This is a genomic window from Cognatishimia activa (genome assembly GCF_017798205.1).
Classification (GTDB): domain Bacteria; phylum Pseudomonadota; class Alphaproteobacteria; order Rhodobacterales; family Rhodobacteraceae; genus Cognatishimia; species Cognatishimia activa_A.
In genome coordinates this window covers 1,453,837-1,472,839 of sequence record NZ_CP060010.1, presented here as the reverse complement: position 1 = coordinate 1,472,839, position 19,003 = coordinate 1,453,837, and the positions used below count along the sequence as shown (strand labels likewise).

The window sequence follows — 19,003 nt, the reverse complement described above, 5'->3', positions numbered from 1 at the left end:
TCATATTTGCCTGAGTTGATCGACTCGCCCACCCGTGCGATCTTCTTTCGGGTAGTGCGGAGGGCAATATGCGGTTTTTGGTTCGGATTTTGGCGATTTTGTCTCTGGTGACAGCGGCACAGGCGCAGGAACAATTGATCCCTGAAAGATGGGTCGTCGTCAGCCCGGATACCGACTTCTACGGCGCTGATCTGACGCCGATGTTTGACACATCCTATGAGGCATGCATCAACGCCTGCTTGGCGGATGCGGCCTGCGCGGCCTTCACCTATAACAATTCCAAAAACGCCTGTTTCCCCAAGACAGGCGTGGAGCGGCGCGACGCCTTTGAAGGCGCTACCTCAGCCGAAGTCTTCACCTCTCGGCCCAATGCCCGCGTCGCCGCCAAGACCCGCCGCGCAGAGCTGAACTTTCTAAGCGATGGCGATCTCTTTGCCGCCTACGAGCTCGCAACGCGCATCGGCCGCTTGCATGCCTCTGGCCCGTGGAGTGTGGATGAAATGATCGACGCCATGACCGACAGGCGCAGCCGTGGTCAGTTTGACAGTGCAATGCGTTGGGCGGGCGGCGCGGTGGCCAAAACGGATTCCGCCGATCTTTGGCTGCAATACGCGCAGCTCAACCTGTCAATCCGCGAAAATGGCCAGCTGCAAAACAAGCATCGAAACCGTGCGTTTTCCGCGATGATCAATGCGTATCTACGCGGCTCATCGCCCGCGTTTCGCGCGTCGGTCTTGGGCGATATGGCGCAGATCCTGCCGGATCTGGGACGCGGAAGAGACTCCATCGATGCCCTGCGTCTCGCACAGGCGACCCAACCTCGTTTGGACTTTGAAACTGCCCTAAACGACGCCATTGCGAAATATGGCTTCCGGATCACGGATTCATCCGTCGACAGCGACGCCGCAAGCCCGCGTATTTGTTCGCAGTTCAGCGAGCCGCTGCGGAAATCCGGTGTGGACTATAGCCCATTTGTGAAACGCGCAGATCAACGGCTGGCTGTGGTGGCCGAGGGCAACCAACTTTGCGTCTCTGGCCTGACCCATGGCGAGCGCTACACCCTAACCTTCCGCGAAGGATTGCCTGCAGAAAGCGGCGAGACCCTCGTTCGTGACACCTCTCTGAACCTCTATGTCCGGGACCGCACGCCTGCGCTGCGTTTCCCGGGCCGCGCCTATGTGCTGCCCCGCACGCCCGATGCTGGCATTCCCATCGAGACGGTCAATCTGGACCAAGTAGAACTCACGCTGCGCCAAGTTTCGGATCGCAACCTGCTGCGCGCCATTCAGGACAGCTATTTCGGGCAGCCTCTGAGTGTCTGGCAGGAACGCACCTTTGATCGCGAAATCGCAGAGACCGTCTGGACCGGAACGGGCCAAGTCGAAAACACGCTGAACCAAGATATGCTCACGCGGCTTCCGGTGGGGGAGATCATCAATGATCTAGACCCCGGCATCTATGCGCTGACCGCAGCCATTGCGGGCGATGATCCGTATGAGGAAACAGATGCCACCCAGTGGTTCGTACTTTCTGACCTTGGTGTCACCACAATGTCCGGTACAGATGGGCTTCACGTTGTGGTCCAAAGCCTTACCGATGTGCAGGCCCTTGCGGACACCAAGGTCACGCTCTTATCGCGCGCCAATCGCGTGCTGGCCGAAAGCGTGACCGACGGCGCGGGCTACGCTCGGTTTGATGCAGGGCTGACGCGCGGAACCGGCGGAGCGGCACCGGCGCTGCTTCTGCTAGAGAACGGCGAAGACATGGCGTTCCTATCCCTCACCGATCCTGCCTTTGATCTGTCAGATCGAGGCGTCGAGGGTCGCCCACCCGCGCCTCCCCTAGACCTGTTTGTGGCGACCGACCGCGGCGCCTATCGCGCGGGTGAAACCATCTATGCGACCGCTTTGCTGCGCGGCGATCAAGCCGAAGCCATCCAAGGCCTGCCCATAACGGCCATCATCAAACGCCCCGATGGCGTGGAATACACGCGTATCGTGTCAACGCAAGACCAGGCCGGTGGGCGTGTGTTTGAAATCCCAGTCGCGGCGTCTGCCCCGCGCGGCAGCTATGCCATGAGTTTCTATTCAGACACCAAAGCCCCTGCCCTCGCCGTGCATTCCGTGTTGGTCGAGGACTTCATTCCTGAACGCATCGACTTTGAGCTGTCGCTACCTGACGGCCCATTGCACCTTGGGGATCGACCTCCGTTGACCATTGAAGCTCGCTATCTGTTTGGCGCTCCGGGCGCGGATCTGCCGGTGGATGGGCAAGTCACGCTACGCGCGCAAAACGCATTGGCGGGCTATCCGGGCTATCAGTTTGGCCGATACGACGAACGTTTTAACCCCAGAACCAACGGTTTCGGCCCAGAGCGGACGGATGCAGCTGGGCAAGTCACTTTGGAATTGCCCTTGCCCAACGTCGACGCCGCCCAGCCTTTGGTCGCAGATCTGACGGTCTGGATGTCCGAGGGCGCTGGCCGTCCGGTGGAACGCCGCACCTCGGCTGAGGTGATCTCGGCTCGCGACATGATCGGGATCAAGCCGTTGTTTGACGACATCGTCGCGGAAAACGGTGAGGCTAGGTTCGAAGTCATCGCGCTGGAGTCCGGGTTAATTAGGGTCGAAAAACCCGTCACTTGGACTCTCAACCGTGTCCACACGCGCTATCAGTGGTACCAGCTTTACGGCAATTGGAATTGGGAGCCCGTCACCCGCCGCGAACGTGTTGCTGGCGGAAACGCCGTGCTGGGCGCGGACCCTCTGCGCATCGCGGCACCGGTGGAGTGGGGCCAGTACGAGCTGGTGGTGGAAAGCACCCAAGGGACCTATGTCGCAAGCGCTGTTGAGTTCTATGCAGGCTGGTATGCCCCCGCCGACGTGAGCGAAACGCCCGATACGCTCGAGCTGTCGCTGGACAAAGACATGTATCGGCCCGGAGATACCGCGCGTCTGCGCATTGTGCCGCGTGCGGCTGGCACGGCCTTGGTGTCAGTGGTCTCAAACCGTCTGATTGCGATGCAAACGGTCGAGGTTGGCGAGGGTGCGACTTTGATCGACATTCCGGTGACAGATGATTGGGGCGCAGGCGCCTATGTGACGGCGTCCTTGGTACGTCCAATGGATGTGGACAACGGATTGAACCCGTCGCGCGCTTTGGGGCTGAGCTATGCCAAAGTTGATCCGGGCTCGAAGCTTTTGGACGTGACCCTAACGGCTCCCGAACAGATGGAGCCAAACGCTCCTTTGACGGTTGGCATCGATGTAGAGGGCGTCACCGCGGGTGAAACCGCCTATGTGACCCTTGCCGCGGTTGATGTGGGGATCCTCAATCTCACCGGATTTCAAAGCCCCGATCCTGAAGCGCACTATTTTGGCCAACGGCGGCTGGGCATAGAGATCCGCGATATCTATGGCCGTTTGATCAACGGTATGAACGGCGCGATGGGGTCCGTGCGATCCGGCGGCGATGCAATGGCACAAGTGGGGCTGCAGTCCCCGCCCCCGACCGAAGAACTGGTCGCGTTTTTCTCGGGGCCTATAGCCGTTGATGCGAATGGGCAGGCCGAAGTGTCATTCGACATGCCCGATTTCAACGGAACCGTGAAACTGATGGCAGTGGCATGGAGCGCCAGCGCTGTCGGCCAAGCAGATCGCGACGTTCTGGTGCGCAATCCCATCGTGCTCAGCGCCAGCCTGCCGCGCTTCCTTGCACCCGGTGACACCAGCCGCTTGCTTTTGGACATCACCCATGCCGAAGGCCCAGCGGGGCGCGTCGGACTGGATGTCTTTGCTACAGGCGGGGTTCAGCTCGACCTTAGAACAACGCCGCGCGGCGTGGATTTGGCAGAGTTAGAGACGCAAAAACTGGTTATCCCGCTTTCGGTGGACAGTGTTGGAGATCATCTGATTTCCATCGCCCTGACAACGCCCGGCGGCAAGCTATTGACCAAAGACCTAACGCTTCCTGTGCGCCAGAATGATCCCGAAGTTAGCACGACCCAGCGCCTCACGCTGGCCGCAGGCGGCACGCTAAGCTTTGACCAGGGCCTCTTCGCAGACCTGCGCCCGGGGACAGCGTCTTCGGTCATCTCAGCAGGCCCGCTCGCGCGATTTGATGCGCCCGGCCTTTTGGCCGCTCTGGATCGTTACCCCTATGGCTGCACGGAACAGATCACCTCAGGCGCTCTGCCGCTGTTGTATTTTGATGATCTGTCTGCCGCCCTCGGTCTTGGCGACCGGGACCGCATTCAGGAACGTGTCGATCAGGCCATCGCGCAGATCCTGACCCGTCAGTCCTCAAATGGAGCCTTCGGGCTTTGGCGCCCAGGCACCGGGGACCTATGGCTGGACGCCTATGTCAGCGACTTCCTCAGCCAAGCGCGGGCGCAGGGGTATAACGTGCCTCAGCTCGCCTTCAGGCAAGCCATGGACAACCTCAGAAACCGCGTGAATTTCGCGCCGGACTTTGACAGCGACGGCGGCCCTATTGCCTATGCCCTGATGGTCTTGGCCCGCGAAGGCGCGGCAGCTATCGGCGATCTGCGCTATTATGCCGACGTGAAAGCCGAGGCCTTTGATACGCCTCTGGCCGCAGCTCAGCTTGGCGCAGCCTTGGCGTTTTACGGGGATCAGTTGCGCAGTGACCGCATGTTCGCAGCAGCAGCTCGCCAGATTGCGTCGCGCACGACGGACGAAACCAGCCAATCGTGGCGTGCTGACTACGGTAGCAACTTGCGAGACGCAGCTGGCCTGTTAACTCTGGCCGTTGGCGCAGGCAGCGAAGTCGTGAACCGCAATGCTCTGGCGCAGCGTATTTCCAGCACGTCGCGCGCCATGTCCACGCAAGAAAGCGCATGGGCGTTGATGGCGGCGCATGCTTTGGTTCAGGATCCGGCGACGTCTGGATTGCTGGTCAACGGAGCCCCCATAGATGGGCCATTCCTGCTCACCGAGGCGGGGACGTTCTTCGATCCAATCGACATCACCAACACCAGCGCGCAGCCCACAGACGTGACCGTCACCACCGTCGGCGTGCCGACCTTCGATGTTCCGGCGGGTGGCTATGGCTATGCGATCACACGCGACTATTTCACGATGGAGGGCGCGCCGATTGATCCAAGTCTGGTGCGGGTGGGCGACCGCTTTGTCACCGTCCTGCGCGTGAAGCCCTTTGAAACGGGAGGCGCGCGGCTGATGGTCAACGATCCTCTGCCCGCAGGATTTGAGATCGACAACCCGAACCTACTGCGCAGCGGAGACCTGCGGGACCTGTCTTGGCTGGAACTGAATGGGGCCACCCATACTGAATTCCGCAGCGACCGGTTCTTGGCCGCCGTTGATTGGCGCTCTGATCAGGCGTTCCAATTGGCCTATGTGGTGCGTGCGGTGTCGCCCGGTGATTTCCACCATCCCGCAGCCAGTGTCGAAGACATGTACAACCCGCGCTACCGCGCCCGCACTGAGACGGGTCGTCTTTTGGTCGCCCAGTGAAACTGAGGCTCCTTCTTGCAATATGGCTCTGCGTCCTTGCGGGCGCGGGGGTACGGGATGGGTTTGATCGCTGGATCGAGACAACGGACATTCCGCCGCTGACTGTCGATACCTCGGTTGAAATCCGCGATCGCAACGGCGTGTTGATGAGAGCTTTTCCGGTGGAACAGGGTCTGTTTCGTTTGGGTGCACGTGTCGATCAGGTCGATCCAAAGTTTCTGGAGATGTTGATCGCCTATGAAGACAAACGTTTCTATTCCCACGCCGGCGTCGACCTTTTGGCGGGCGCGCGTGCGACTTGGCAGGCGATCTGGAATCTAGAGGTGGTCTCTGGCGGATCCACGCTGACAATGCAGGCAGCGCGTTTGCTGGAAAACTCGGGCACGGGCGATTTGGGCGGCAAGCTGCGTCAGATGCGTCTGGCTTGGGCCTTGGAGCGGTGGCTTGGTAAGGACGAGATCCTATCGCTCTATCTGACAAACGCGCCCTATGGTGGGAATATCGAAGGGATACGCGCGGCGACTTTGACGTGGTTCGGTAAGGAGCCCCGACGGCTGACACCCGCAGAAGCCGCCTTTCTGATCGCCCTACCGCAAGCCCCGGAACGGCGCAGGCCGGATCGCTTTCCAGAACACGCCAGCGGCGCGCGGCAACATGTTCTGGACAAGATGATCACGCGTGGTGTCTTAACCGCCGAAGCTTCAACACCAGAGCCAATGCCGACGCAGCGACGCGCCCTGCCCATGCTGGCGCCTCACCTCGCGGATCGGGTGATAGTGGCCGAGGATTGGGGCAAAGGTCAACGCCTGACCTTGGATGCGACGCTGCAAGACGCTGTACGCGAGTTGGCCGCAAAGGCTCTGCATGGACGCGACCCCAGCATGTCGATTGCGATCCTCGCGGCGGATCATCAGACCGGAGAGATCCTCGCGTCGCTTGGATCAGCAGACTACACCGCCGCGCAGAATAACGGTTTTGTCGACATGACACAGGCGGTGCGCTCTCCGGGCTCGACGCTGAAGCCGCTGGTCTATGGGATGGGTTTTGATCAGGGTCTGATTCACCCGAAAACGCTGATTGATGATCGTCCGGTGGCCTTTGGAACCTATGCGCCTCAGAACTTTGATGGGCGGTTTCGCGGACAGATTTCTGTCGAAGACGCACTGAAACAATCGCTGAACATCCCCGTCGTCCTGCTGACCGACGACATCGGCCCTGCGCGACTGCTTGCAAAAATGAACGCAGCGGGGGTCCGAGCGCGTTTACCTTCGGGTCAGGCCGGTTTGGCCATGGCGCTTGGCGGTGTGGGTGTGACGGTACACGATCTGGTCGGCCTCTACGCAAGTCTCGCCAACAAGGGGCAGCGCGTGACTTTGCATCACAATGCACAAGACAAACAAGAAAACGCGCAGGTGATCAGCCGGTCCGCCGCATGGCACGTCAGCCATATTCTTTCCAACATCCCAGCGCCCGCTGGGGCTGGTCGAGGCAAACTCGCCTATAAAACCGGCACCAGCTATGGGCATCGGGACGCCTGGGCCATCGGCTATGACGCGCGTCATGTTGTCGGAGTCTGGATGGGGCGTCCGGACGGCACGCCCGTCCCCGGCGCTTTCGGAGGAGATCTTGCCGCGCCGGTCTTGTTTGACGTATTCGGCCTGATCAAACCTGAGATTGAGGCCTTTCCTCCGCCTCCGCCAGAGACACTTTTGCTAAGTCACGCAGCCTTGCCAAAGCCTCTAAAAGTCTTTCGCGGACGACGGGATGTGTTTGAAGACACCGAAGGCCCGGAGCTGACCTTCCCCCCAAATGGCGCGCGGCTTACGGCCACTGAAGAGGGCGTCACCCTGAAGATCCGACAAGGGGTGCCACCGTTTTCGGTGTTGGCCAATGACCGCCTTATCTTGTCTGGCCAATACGCGCGCGAGCTGCATGTGCCGGATCTTGGGGTAGGCGCTTCAACCCTGTCGGTGCTTGACTCGCAAGGTCAGTCCGACCGCGTAGAGATCTGGGTCGGCGGGGCGCAACTCCATTGACAGAACCCGCTTTGACGTGCAGGTCAGACAGATGAACACCGATACGGAAATTCTCGATCTTTTGCCTGCGCGGCTTAAGGATGCACGACGGGCGCAAGGGCTGTCATTGGACGCAGTAGCGAAACTCTCAGGCGTATCGCGCTCGATGGTCAGTCAGATTGAACGGGGCGAAAGCAGCCCGACGATTGCGACGCTCTGGAACCTGACGCGTGCGTTGCAAGTGGATTTTGCGGGCCTTTTGGATCGGCAGGAATTGACCGACCGGGTCGAAGTTCTACGCGCCGCCAATGTGCCTACCATCGAGAACCGAGGCGAGGGTTGTAATATCCGCATCCTCAGCGCGCCCGAAGATGCTGGTAAACACGAGCTTTATGACTTGGTGTTTTCCAGCGGTGGTAAGTTGGTCAGTGGTCCCCACGGACGGGGAACGCGCGAACATCTGACGGTGATTGAAGGTCGTGTCCGGGTCACATCTGGATCCGCGACCGAAGAGGTCGGCGCGGGCGACACCGCGCGCTATCAGGCCGATGTGGATCACACCATCGAAGCCATTGGCGTCGCCCGCGCGCTTCTGGTCGTTCAAACCACCTGAACCAAACAATTTTAATCGTTTCAGGCCCTCATTGACGTGAGCAGGCCCCGAAATGTCGTGCGCGCTTTGGAGTTTTCCTTCTGGCAGCGACAGGCTGAGTGCGTCCGCGATCTCGGATTTTTCTTGGCATTTTCCTGTATTTTGGATATTTATCCATTATGGCAGATTTTCTTGCCGCGATTCCGCTATTGGAGAGATCAAATGACGACCGACTTCCTGACCCATGTGTCCGCAACCTTGGACCAGATCGAAGCCGAGGGACTGATGAAGATGGAACGCATGATCACTTCGCCACAGGGCGGAGAAATCTCGGTCGGCGGGCGCTCGGTGATCAACCTCTGTGCCAACAATTATCTGGGGCTGGCGGATCATCCGGATCTGATCAAAGCCGCGCAGGACGCAATGGACCCGAAGGGGTTCGGTATGGCGTCCGTCCGCTTTATCTGCGGTACGCAGGATATTCACCGAGAGTTGGAACAGCGCCTCGCAAGTTTTCTGAACAAAGACGACGCGATCCTCTTTGCCGCCTGTTTTGATGCGAACGGCGGCCTTTTCGAGCCGCTTTTGGGGTCTGAGGATGCAATTGTTTCGGACAGTCTGAACCATGCCTCGATCATCGACGGCATCCGCCTGTGCAAGGCCCAGCGCTATCGCTATGCCAATAACGATATGGCGGATCTTGAGGCCAAGTTAAAAGAGGCGCGGGCCGCTGGCGCGCGTCACATCATGGTCGCCACGGACGGGGTGTTCTCGATGGACGGCTACCTCGCCAACCTGCCCGAAATCACGCGGATCGCGAAAGCCTATGACGCTGTGGTGATGGTGGATGATTGCCACGCAACGGGGTTCATGGGGCCGAATGGGGCTGGGACGCCCGATCATTTTGGCGTCGACGTGGATATCCTGACCGGCACTCTGGGCAAAGCTCTGGGGGGCGCGATTGGCGGCTATATCGCGGGGCCTCAGCCGGTGATTGACCTCTTGCGCCAACGCGCGCGGCCTTATCTGTTTTCCAATTCTTTGCCCCCGTCCATCGTGGCAGCGGGCCTTGAAGCGATCCGTTTGGTCGAAGACGGCGCGGACCTCCGCGCGCAATTGTTCAAAAACGCGGACTACTGGCGTGAGGGTCTGACCGAGCTTGGCTTTACCCTGCTACCCGGCGCGCATCCGATCATTCCGGTTATGCTAGGTGACGCCCCTCTGGCGCAAGAGATGGCGCGACGGTTGTTTGACGAGGGCGTCTATGTATCTGGGTTCTTCTTCCCAGTCGTCCCTCACGGACAAGCTCGGATCCGCACACAGATGAATGCGCGCCTAACCCGCAACGAGCTAGACCGTGCATTGACGGCCTTCGGCAAAGTCGGCCGGGATTTGGGGGTGATCTCATGACTCTCCCCAACACAATGAAAGCACTTGAGAAGTCCCGCCCCGAAATGGGCCTCTGGATGGTGCAGGCCCCAGTGCCGGAAATCGGTCCGGATGAGGTGCTGATCAAGGTCAAGAAAACCGGGATCTGTGGCACGGATATTCACATCTGGAATTGGGACGACTGGGCGTCTGCCACCGTACCAACACCCATGATCACAGGACATGAGTTCGCAGGCGAGATCGTAGAGATCGGGCGCGATGTGACGGGCCTTTCGATTGGTCAGCGGTGCTCAGGCGAAGGTCACCTGATCGGCACAGACAGCCGTCAGAGCCGAGCTGGTAAATTCCACCTAGACCCCGGCACGCGTGGGATCGGTGTGAATGAACAGGGGGCTTTTGCACAATATCTGCGCCTACCGGCCTTTAACGTTGTGCCCCTGCCTGACAGCATTCCTGACGAGATCGGCGCGATCCTCGACCCGCTTGGCAACGCAGTTCACACAGCCCTCAGTTTCGATCTTTTGGGGGAAGATGTTCTGATCACCGGCGCAGGCCCCATCGGCATCATGGCAGCAGCGGTCGCGCGTCACGCAGGTGCGCGAAATGTGGTGATCACAGACATCAACCCAGACCGTCTGAAACTGGCCGAACATGTGGTGCCGACAGTGCGCGCTGTCGACGTGCGCAACGAGGCGCTTGAGGACGTGATCCACGAGCTGGGCATGAAAGAAGGCTTTGACGTGGGTCTTGAGATGTCCGGCAATCAGGTCGCTCTGGATCAGATGGTCGAGAGCCTCGTGATGGGCGGCAAGATCGCTTTGCTCGGCATCCCGCCCGGCAAGTCTCCGGTGGATTGGAGCCGCATCGTGTTCAAAGCCATCACCATCAAAGGCGTCTATGGCCGCGAGATGTTTGAGACCTGGTACAAGATGATCGCCATGCTGGAAAACGGCTTGGACGTCAGCCGCGTGATCACCCATGAGTTCGCGGTGGATCAGTTCAAGGACGGCTTTGAGGCGATGCTTTCAGGCCGCTCGGGCAAGGTCGTCCTCAACTGGGCCTAAAAACGCAAACAGCGGCGAGGGATCCCGCCACTGTTTTGCTTTTGTGCGTTCAATCAATACTGGAAAGATTTGAACAGAGTGGAGTCACCCATTCCGTTGATCAAACGAACAACGCTTGGAGTTTCCGCTTTCTGCGCGGCAATGAACTTCTGGAATGCGCCAGCTGGTTCATAGGCCTGACGTGTATGTGCTTTCTGCATCTTGTCACCTTTGGTTAGCATATATCACGCCCCCACAAGCCGAGGTTTGCCCAAAGCAGCGGCGGAAAATTGCGCCGAATGTGACGGATTTATGAAACGAGGTTAAAGCTGGGTTAACGTTTTTTGTGGCTCAAGCGCTTGGCGGCCTGTTTCGGTCAGCACCCAAACCTGCCCGCCTTCACAAACGCCGGGGTAGAGCGGCCGCCCAAAACCTGTGCCTCCGTCCAAGTTCACACGGTTGCCAGCATGTTCGGGAAAGCTCACAGCCGTATGGCCATGCACGACCAATTTTCCATGGTCACGGGTGTCGTTCAGGAATTCACCGCGGATCCATGTGAGGTCAAGCTCGACTTGGTCTGAGAAAGCGACGCCAGGACGGATACCTGCATGCGCAAAGAAGTGTGTCTCGGTCTCATGCGAGCAGGGCAACGCGGCCATGAACGCTTTGTGCGTTTCAGGAATCGCGGCGCGCGCCTCTTCGACGACCTCAGAGATCAATTTGCCTTCGACATCTACCCCATAACTTTTCAACGTGGCCGCACCGCCCAGAGGTTTGTCAAACCAATGCAGGTCGGGACGCAGGAGGCTCTCGGCGCGACCATGTTCGAGGAAATCGATCAGATAACCGTCGTGATTGCCTTTCAGACAGACCCAATTGCGGCCCTCTGCGAGGCCAAGTGACAAGAGATCGATCACGGCGCGGCTATCAGGCCCCCGGTCGATATAATCCCCAAGGAAAACAATCTGCGCATCGGGGCCGCCGTCTTCTTCGATCCGCGCAAGTGCGGTTTCCAGCTGGGCAAAGTGGCCGTGGATGTCGCCGATGGCGTAAATAGCGGGCATAGGGGTCTCCAATTAAAAACGCCGCCCCAATTGGGGCGACGCCGGTCTCATAGATGAGTTTTTTGACGATTAAGCGACGTCAAATTGAAGCGGTTTGATCTGGGTGAAGAGATCCGTTTCCGCGAGTGCTGCGCGGGCTTCGGCAGGGACTGCTTCGTCCACATAAAGCAGCGCAATCGCTTCGCCGCCAACATCCGCACGGCCCAGAGTAAAGTTCGCGATGTTCACGCCATTTGCACCCATGGTCTGACCCAGAGCACCAATGATGCCCGGCTCGTCGCGGTTGGTGGTATAGAGCATATGCGCGCCGATCTCGGCGTCGATGTTGATGCCTTTGATCTGGATGAAACGTGGCTTGCCATCGCTGAACACGGTACCTGCAACAGAACGCTCGCGTTTCTCGGTGACGACGGTCACTTTGATATAGCCCTGGAAGGTGCCGGACTTGTCCTGATTGGTGGTCGAGATCTTGATGCCGCGTTCTTTGGCGACAACAGGGGCCGAGACCATGTTCACGTCAGGGTTGGCTTTCTTCATGATGCCCGCAACGACGGCGCAGTTCAGCGCGGCGAGGTTCATTTCAGCCGCCACACCATCATAAAGGATGTTGATCGCCTGGATCGGCTCGTCGGTCATTTGACCCGCAAAGGACCCAAGGTGATCCGCCAGTTTGATCCATGGGCCCATGACTTTGGCTTCTTCGGCAGTCACAGACGGCATGTTCAGCGCGTTTTCAACGGCACCGGTCAACAGATAGTTAGACATCTGCTCTGCCACTTGCAGCGCCACGTTTTCCTGCGCCTCGGTGGTTGCTGCGCCCAGGTGCGGGGTACAGACCACGTTTGGCAGGTTGAACAGAGCGTTCTCTTTCGCAGGCTCTTCGGCGAAAACGTCAAAGGCTGCGCCAGCGACATGGCCAGATTTCAAGAGCTCGGCCAGCGCCTCTTCGTCCACCAGACCACCACGCGCACAGTTGATGATACGCACGCCTTTCTTGGTTTTAGCGAGGTTTTCCTTGGACAGGATATTGCGGGTGCCATCGGTCAGAGGCACGTGCAGCGTGATGAAGTCAGCGCGGGCCAGCAGATCATCGAGTTCAACCTTCTCAACACCCATCTTGTCGGCCTTTTCCTCAGAAAGGAACGGGTCGAACGCGATGACTTTCATCTTGAGGCCACGGGCACGGTCGCAGACGATGCCACCGATGTTGCCTGCGCCGATAACGCCGAGGGTTTTGTTGGTCAGCTCAACACCCATGAATTTGGACTTTTCCCATTTGCCCGCGTGTGTGGACTCGGACGCCTCTGGGATCTGACGTGCAACCGCGAACATCATCGCGATGGCGTGCTCGGCGGTTGTGATCATGTTGCCAAAGGGCGTGTTCATCACGATCACGCCTTTCTTGGAGGCGGCTTCTTTGTCGACGTTGTCGGTGCCGATGCCCGCGCGACCCACGACTTTCAGGTTGGTCGCAGCTTCTAGGATGGTCGGCGTGACTTTGGTCGCAGAGCGGATCGCAAGGCCGTCATATTGGCCAATCACTTCGGCCAATTTCTCTTTGTCTTTGCCAAGCTCTGGCATGAAGTCCACGTCGATGCCACGATCGCGGAAGATCTGAACAGCGGTTTCGCTGAGTTTGTCGGAAACAAGTACTTTAGGCGCCATGGGTTTGGTCCTCTTGATTGATTTTCGGGAGGGGGCGGAAACTTTGAAAGTTTCCGCTGTCGATTTCTTTCTAAGAAATCGTGTCCCCGTTTGTTATTGCGCGCTGATTTCGGCCTCAAAGGCCCATCCGAGCCAAGGCAGCATCGCCTCGATATCTGCGGTCTCGACTGTGCCACCACACCAGATCCGAAGACCCGCTGGCGCGTCACGATAAGCGCCGATGTCCAGTGCGATGTTTTCCGCTTCCAGACGTTTTGCAACGGCCTTCGCAAAAGCCGCGCCGTCCTGGATGCGGTCATCGGTGAACTTCAGGCAAACAGACGTGTTGGACTGCGTCGCCGCATCCTCCGCAAGGTTCGCGATCCAGTCATTGGCGTCACAGAAATCAAACACGGCGTTCGCATTCGCATCCGCGCGTTCGATCAGACCCTTTAGGCCGCCCACAGAGCGCGCCCATTCCAGTGCAAAAAGATAGTCCTCAACCGCCAGCATCGACGGCGTGTTGATGGTCGCACCGGTAAAGATGCCTTCAATCAGCTTGCCGCCTTTGGTCATGCGGAAGATCTTTGGCAACGGCCATGCAGGAGTGTAAGTCTCCAGGCGCTCAACGGCACGAGGGGACAGAACGATGATCCCGTGTGCCGCTTCACCGCCCAGAACCTTCTGCCAAGAGAAGGTGGTCACATCCAGCTTGTCCCAAGACAGATCCATCGCGAAGGCTGCAGAGGTCGCGTCGCAAATCGTAATGCCTTCGCGGTCATCGGCAATCCAATCGCCGTTCGGAACCCGCACACCTGCGGTGGTGCCGTTCCAAGTGAAAACAACATCATTGGCGAAATCAACGGAGGCAAGATCCACGATCTGACCGTAGTCAGCAGTCTTAACCTCTGCGTCGATCTTCAGCTGCTTGACCACATCCGTGACCCAGCCCGCGCCAAAGCTTTCCCAGGCCAGCATCTCGACCTTGCGCGCGCCCAGCATGGACCACAAAGCCATCTCAACTGCGCCGGTGTCGGACGCAGGAACGATGCCGATTTTATAGTCGGCAGGAATGCCCAGGATCTCGCGGGTGCCTTCGATGGCATCTTTCAGCTTGGTCTTGCCAACGGCAGCCCGGTGGCTGCGGCCCAAGGCTGCATCCGCGAGTTTATTCAATTCAAAGGTGGGGGGTTTGGCACATGGGCCAGAAGAAAAACGCGGGTTCGCCGGCCGCGTTGCCGGTTGTTCAATAGCCATTACTGCTACCCTTCCAGATAAGCGCCTCTCGTTGGGGAGAGGTGTCCCACCGCCGGAGCTAAAGCGCGAGGGCCCGACTCGCAACCGCAATTCGGGGACAAAAACGGCACATCAAACAGAAAGACCGACAGAAATGTCGCCTATCGGAAACTTTGCCTCACTGGGCAGCGGTAAAGGCCGCCTGCAAATCCTTCACAGCGGTCTCTGTAGCTGAGCCCGATGTCGACCACAGAACGTCACCATTTTGCGAGACAATCAAAACTCGAATTTCGTCCCGACCGGCAAAACCCAGAGGGCGATTTACGACAGACGCGTTCTCGTAAATCGTGATCGTACGCGCCCGCAACGCCGGGTCCACGATGCCAGATCTCATCCCGTTGTCGATGAATGATTTCATAAACTTGGCATTCGCTCCAACCACAGGCAGCTCGACAAATTCAGCGCCGCGGTTGGGATCAAGGCCTAAGGCATTAATCCATGTGTTTACCGCCGGTTGTTGATTGCGCTTATAGGCAATGAAGACGATCGTTGGGTCTCCGGGAAGACCTTTCGGCAACACATGCATGTCGCCATTCAGGTCCTCAAATGACAGAGTCGGAAAAACAGCATTGGCTTGCACAGGCATTGTCCAAAACAGCGCAATCACCAGCGCGGCGCGAAAAATTCCGGTCATTCTAACCTCCATTGCATGTGTTCAGGATACGAAACGGGTCCTCCAGTGGATCACCGCTGCTGGTAAATCCACAATTGCTGGGCTATGGGCTGAGTGATCCCGCCATCACGAGGCCCAATATGTTCATCGCGACCCTACTGACCAACCCTGCAAAACCCTGTCTAGACCGCGCTACGGTCGAAAACCTGCGCAACGCTTGGGGAGGTGGAGAAGCACAGTGGCTGGCAACTGGCGAGGCCGCGGAATTCTCGCTTTCCGAAAAACCGGACAATCTCTGGTCGGTCTGGGAAGACCTGCAAGCCCTCAAAATCGATTTGATCGTACAACCCGCTGAAAACCGCCGCAAAAAGATGCTGCTGGCGGATATGGACAGCACCATGATCCAACAGGAATGCATCGACGAGCTGGCCGATGTCGCTGGCGTCGGCGATCATGTCAAAGCCATCACCGCGCGCGCCATGAATGGCGAACTCGATTTCGAAGGCGCTCTGATCGAGCGCGTTGGCCTCCTTAAGGATCTCGATGAAAGCGTCATCCAAACCGTGATCGACACACGCATCACCTTTATGCCCGGCGGCCAAACGCTCTTGGCGACGATGAAAGCCAATGGCGGCTATACGGCGCTGGTCTCTGGCGGGTTCACGGCCTTTACCGCCTATGTGGCGGCCTCGCATGGGTTTGACGAAAACCGCGCCAACACTCTGCTGATCGAAGGAGGCAAACTCACCGGAGACGTGGGCCGCCCGATCCTCGGCCGCGAAGCCAAGGTCGAAGCATTAAACGAGATCACTGCGCGACTTGCCCTCACCGCCGAAGAGGTGATCGCGGTTGGCGATGGCGCGAACGACCTCGGCATGCTCGGCCTTGCCGGTGCGGGCGTTGCTCTGCACGCGAAACCTTCGGTTGCTGCAGAATGCGACATCCGCATCAACCACGGAGACCTCACCGCCCTGCTCTACCTGCAAGGCTACGCAAAGTCTGAGTTCGCCTAAATGTTTGAGGTCTCAACCGAGATCCTCCTCCTTCTGCTTGGCGCAGCCTTTGCCGCCGGATTTGTCGATGCAATTGCGGGCGGTGGCGGGCTGATCACCGTGCCGGTACTTCTTTTAAGCGGCGCGAACCCTGTCACGGCCCTTGCAACCAACAAAATCCAAGGCTTGTTCGGCGCAGGCACCGCCGCGCTGACATATGCCAAAGGCGGCCATGTCGACCTCAAGGCCCAGATCCTGCCCGCCACAATCGCCTTTGCGGCATCCATCGCTGGCGCATTTCTGATCTCTGTCTTGCCCACCGATTTCATCCGCCTTCTCTTGCCGATCCTTCTGATTGCTGTCGCACTCTATTTTGGCCTTTCCCGAGGATTGAACGACCAAGACCGCGCCCGGCGCATGTCTCCAATGGTCCTCATGGCCACCATGGTCCCGCTTGTCGGCTTCTACGACGGCCTTCTTGGTCCCGGGGCAGGCAGTTTCTATATGCTCGCCTTTGTGGGACTAGCTGGCTATGGCGTCCTCAAAGCCACCGCCCATACGAAACTTTTGAACTTTGCGTCAAACGTAGGCGGAATGCTCGCCTTTGCCTTCGTCGCCTCGCCCTGGTGGATCACAGGGATTGCCATGGGTCTGGCGCAGATTCTCGGCGCGCGTCTTGGAGCGTCCCTGGCTCAAAAAATCGGATCACGCCTGATCAAGCCGCTCCTCATCACGACCTCACTCGCATTGGCATTGAAGCTGCTCTGGGACATGCTTTAGACGGCATTCATCTTGCTAAAGCGTTTTACGCCAAATTTGACTCAATGTTTGGCGCAAAACGCTCGGAACCCAATGATGGAGTGGGCGTTTCGAAATCAACCAGTGCCACTGGTTAATCTCGAAACGCTTTAAAAATACTCAAATCCCACATCCGCGCCCGATTTTAGACGCCAGTGTTACGCGACTCGGTCTAGTCTGACCGCATGATGTTTGATCTGCCTGACCACGCCACGCTCTACGAAGCCCTCTGCAACCGAGACACGTCCTACGAAGGCCGCGCTTGGGTGGGTGTCACCTCGACGGGGATTTTCTGTCGCCTCGACTGTCCAGCTCGCAATCCAAAACCCGAGAACTGCCAGTTCTATGCCAGCATCGGCGAGTGCATCGACGCAGGCTTCCGCGCCTGCAAAAGATGTAAACCCATGGCGCCTTATGCCGAAGGGGATCCGGTTATCGCCAAATTGCTTTCAGAACTTGAAGCGCGTCCCTCTTACCGGTTCAGCGAAGGAAATGTGGCCAAACTCGGGATCGATCCCTCAACCGCACGACGCGCTTTTAAACGCCAGTTCGGGATGACCTTTCTGGAAATGGCCCGCCAACGCCGTCTGCGCGAGGGCTTTACCACGCTTGCCAAAGGCGGTCCGGTGATCGAGGCGCAGCTTGATGCCGGGTTTGACAGTCCCAGCGCCTTTCGAACTGCTTTTGCGAAACTCATGGGCCAAAGTCCCCAAAGCTTTGCTAGAGACGCTCTTTTGAGGGCCGATTGGATCGACACGCCTTTGGGGCCAATGGTGGCAGTCAGTGACAAGAGCTCATTGCATTTGCTTGAGTTCATCGACCGCAAAGCCCTGCCCGGGTCGCTGAAGAAGCTCAACGCCTATGCCAAGGGATCGCTTGGGATCGGAACATTTCCTATTCACGAGACCCTGCGCGCGCAGCTCGGGGCGTTCTTCGCGGGCCGCTCATCCCTCTTTGACATCCCGCTCACCTTGCATGGGTCTGAGTTCACGCAATTGGTCTGGCGCAGATTGCTCACCATTGGTGCTGGACAGACCGAGACCTATGGGGCACTTGCGAAAGACCTTGGTCGACCCAGCGCCACGCGCGCCGTCGCCCGTGCCAATGGGGCCAATCAGATCGCGCTGATCATTCCCTGCCACAGGGTCATCGGCGCAGATGGGAGCCTCACGGGCTATGGCGGTGGTCTTTGGCGCAAACAGCGGTTGATCGAGCTGGAACGGGATTATCAAAAGGACAGCGCCGCATGACACAAGCCGAGAAAGCAACCCAATTTGCCCAGATGCATCAGCCGGGCAATCCGCTTGTGCTCTATAATATCTGGGACGCGGGCAGTGCGAAGGCGCTGGTTGACGCAGGCGCCCCGGCCATTGCCACAGGCAGCTGGTCGGTGGCCGATGCGCAGGGTTTTGTGGATGGTGAAAAGCTCCCGCTCGAAATCGCCATGATGAACATCAGCCGGATCTGCAAGACCGTTGATGTGCCGGTCACTCTGGATTTCGAGGGCTGCTATGCGGTCGGACCAACGGGTGTTGCGCGCAATGTCACGCAGGCCATGAAGATGGGCGCGGTGGGTATCAACTTTGAGGACCAAATGATCGGCGGCAAGGGTCTCCATTCCGAGGTCGATCAGGTCAAACGCATCCAAGCGGCCCGCGAAGCTGCAACAGAGTTCGGCGTTGATCTCTTCATCAATGCCCGTACCGATCTTTTCCTCAAGGAAGCCAACCGCGACTGGCACGCAGGCCTCATGTCGCAAGCGCTGGAAAGGCTGGCCGCCTATACCGAGGCGGGCGCAAGCGGGTATTTCATCCCGGCGCTTGTAGATCCCGAGCTGATCGGCCGCATCTGCGAAGCAGCCACCATCCCCGTGAATGTGCTGATGATGCCCGGCTGCCCCTCTGCCCAAGAGCTGGCGGAATTAGGCGTTGCGCGCGTCAGCCATGGACCTTGGCCCTATCGCCGGATGCTCGAAGATCTGGTTGTTCGCTTCAAAGAAGACACCGGCGCGTAGCGCGTCGCTTTTGCCCATGGAAATTGCCACTGTGCCCCCCTAAATAAG

The 19,003-nt window shown here is 58.6% G+C and carries 14 protein-coding genes; 9 read left to right on the top strand and 5 right to left on the bottom strand.

Features of this window, described 5'->3' with window-relative positions:
* Positions 1–68 precede the first annotated feature (68 nt).
* The 5 genes from HZ995_RS07120 (at position 69) to tdh (ending at position 10,555) form a co-directional block, all read left to right on the top strand.
* Positions 69–5,495, top strand: coding sequence for an alpha-2-macroglobulin family protein (locus HZ995_RS07120; protein ID WP_209357970.1), 5,427 nt, complete (start codon positions 69–71; stop codon positions 5,493–5,495).
* Positions 5,492–7,531, top strand: a complete 2,040-nt coding sequence (gene pbpC / locus HZ995_RS07115) for a penicillin-binding protein 1C (protein ID WP_245168775.1) — start codon at positions 5,492–5,494, stop codon at positions 7,529–7,531. The genes HZ995_RS07120 and pbpC overlap by 4 nt, the downstream gene beginning before the upstream one ends.
* Positions 7,532–7,562: 31 nt before the next feature.
* Positions 7,563–8,123 carry a helix-turn-helix domain-containing protein gene (locus tag HZ995_RS07110; protein ID WP_209357969.1) on the top strand — a complete coding sequence of 187 codons (561 nt, stop codon included), beginning with the start codon at positions 7,563–7,565 and terminating at the stop codon, positions 8,121–8,123.
* 201 nt (positions 8,124–8,324) lie between these two features.
* On the top strand, positions 8,325–9,512 hold the full coding sequence (locus HZ995_RS07105; protein ID WP_209357968.1) for a glycine C-acetyltransferase: 1,188 nt from the start codon (positions 8,325–8,327) through the stop codon (positions 9,510–9,512).
* 14 nt (positions 9,513–9,526) lie between these two features.
* Positions 9,527–10,555 carry an L-threonine 3-dehydrogenase gene (tdh, locus tag HZ995_RS07100; RefSeq protein ID WP_209358192.1) on the top strand — a complete coding sequence of 343 codons (1,029 nt, stop codon included), beginning with the start codon at positions 9,527–9,529 and terminating at the stop codon, positions 10,553–10,555.
* 53 nt (positions 10,556–10,608) lie between these two features.
* Here tdh and HZ995_RS07095 read toward each other — a convergent pair whose 3' ends face one another.
* From HZ995_RS07095 to HZ995_RS07075, 5 genes are all read right to left on the bottom strand, one after another.
* On the bottom strand, positions 10,609–10,755 hold the full coding sequence (locus HZ995_RS07095; RefSeq protein WP_209357967.1) for a hypothetical protein: 147 nt from the start codon (positions 10,753–10,755) through the stop codon (positions 10,609–10,611).
* A 102-nt stretch (positions 10,756–10,857) separates the two neighbouring features.
* Positions 10,858–11,598 (bottom strand): metallophosphoesterase family protein, encoded by a 741-nt coding sequence (locus tag HZ995_RS07090; RefSeq protein WP_209357966.1) that lies wholly within the window; start codon positions 11,596–11,598, stop codon positions 10,858–10,860.
* Positions 11,599–11,667: 69 nt separating this feature from the next.
* The gene (gene serA / locus HZ995_RS07085) at positions 11,668–13,263 is read right to left on the bottom strand and encodes a phosphoglycerate dehydrogenase (protein ID WP_209357965.1); all 1,596 of its coding nucleotides are present in this window, start codon (positions 13,261–13,263) and stop codon (positions 11,668–11,670) included.
* 93 nt (positions 13,264–13,356) lie between these two features.
* Complete coding sequence (locus tag HZ995_RS07080) at positions 13,357–14,499, bottom strand: phosphoserine transaminase (protein ID WP_209357964.1); 1,143 nt, start codon at positions 14,497–14,499, stop codon at positions 13,357–13,359.
* Positions 14,500–14,656: 157 nt separating this feature from the next.
* Complete coding sequence (locus HZ995_RS07075; protein WP_209357963.1) at positions 14,657–15,172, bottom strand: hypothetical protein; 516 nt, start codon at positions 15,170–15,172, stop codon at positions 14,657–14,659.
* A 119-nt stretch (positions 15,173–15,291) separates the two neighbouring features.
* Here HZ995_RS07075 and serB point away from each other — a divergent pair, with 119 nt between their 5' ends.
* The 4 genes from serB to HZ995_RS07055 all read left to right on the top strand — a co-directional run bounded on the left by serB (position 15,292) and on the right by HZ995_RS07055 (position 18,955).
* The gene (gene serB / locus HZ995_RS07070) at positions 15,292–16,164 is read left to right on the top strand and encodes a phosphoserine phosphatase SerB (protein ID WP_209357962.1); all 873 of its coding nucleotides are present in this window, start codon (positions 15,292–15,294) and stop codon (positions 16,162–16,164) included.
* The gene (locus tag HZ995_RS07065) at positions 16,165–16,923 is read left to right on the top strand and encodes a TSUP family transporter (protein ID WP_209357961.1); all 759 of its coding nucleotides are present in this window, start codon (positions 16,165–16,167) and stop codon (positions 16,921–16,923) included.
* Between the two features lie 203 nt (positions 16,924–17,126).
* The gene (locus HZ995_RS07060; protein ID WP_209357960.1) at positions 17,127–18,191 is read left to right on the top strand and encodes a bifunctional transcriptional activator/DNA repair enzyme AdaA; all 1,065 of its coding nucleotides are present in this window, start codon (positions 17,127–17,129) and stop codon (positions 18,189–18,191) included.
* Entirely contained in the window at positions 18,188–18,955 is a 768-nt protein-coding gene (locus tag HZ995_RS07055; RefSeq protein ID WP_209357959.1) for an isocitrate lyase/PEP mutase family protein, read from the top strand. The genes HZ995_RS07060 and HZ995_RS07055 overlap by 4 nt, the downstream gene beginning before the upstream one ends.
* The last annotated feature ends 48 nt before the right edge of the window (positions 18,956–19,003 follow it).

Excerpts from the sequence above, each read along its gene's own strand:
- HZ995_RS07120 (WP_209357970.1), top strand. The coding sequence starts at position 69 with ATGCGGTTTTTGGTTCGGATTTTGGCGATTTTGTCTCTGGTGACAGCG.
- HZ995_RS07110 (WP_209357969.1), top strand. The coding sequence starts at position 7,563 with ATGAACACCGATACGGAAATTCTCGATCTTTTGCCTGCGCGGCTTAAG.
- HZ995_RS07105 (WP_209357968.1), top strand. The coding sequence starts at position 8,325 with ATGACGACCGACTTCCTGACCCATGTGTCCGCAACCTTGGACCAGATC.
- tdh (WP_209358192.1), top strand. The coding sequence starts at position 9,527 with ATGAAAGCACTTGAGAAGTCCCGCCCCGAAATGGGCCTCTGGATGGTG.
- HZ995_RS07095 (WP_209357967.1), bottom strand. The coding sequence starts at position 10,755 with ATGCAGAAAGCACATACACGTCAGGCCTATGAACCAGCTGGCGCATTC.
- HZ995_RS07090 (WP_209357966.1), bottom strand. The coding sequence starts at position 11,598 with ATGCCCGCTATTTACGCCATCGGCGACATCCACGGCCACTTTGCCCAG.
- serA (WP_209357965.1), bottom strand. The coding sequence starts at position 13,263 with ATGGCGCCTAAAGTACTTGTTTCCGACAAACTCAGCGAAACCGCTGTT.
- HZ995_RS07080 (WP_209357964.1), bottom strand. The coding sequence starts at position 14,499 with ATGGCTATTGAACAACCGGCAACGCGGCCGGCGAACCCGCGTTTTTCT.
- HZ995_RS07075 (WP_209357963.1), bottom strand. The coding sequence starts at position 15,172 with ATGACCGGAATTTTTCGCGCCGCGCTGGTGATTGCGCTGTTTTGGACA.
- serB (WP_209357962.1), top strand. The coding sequence starts at position 15,292 with ATGTTCATCGCGACCCTACTGACCAACCCTGCAAAACCCTGTCTAGAC.
- HZ995_RS07065 (WP_209357961.1), top strand. The coding sequence starts at position 16,165 with ATGTTTGAGGTCTCAACCGAGATCCTCCTCCTTCTGCTTGGCGCAGCC.
- HZ995_RS07060 (WP_209357960.1), top strand. The coding sequence starts at position 17,127 with ATGATGTTTGATCTGCCTGACCACGCCACGCTCTACGAAGCCCTCTGC.
- HZ995_RS07055 (WP_209357959.1), top strand. The coding sequence starts at position 18,188 with ATGACACAAGCCGAGAAAGCAACCCAATTTGCCCAGATGCATCAGCCG.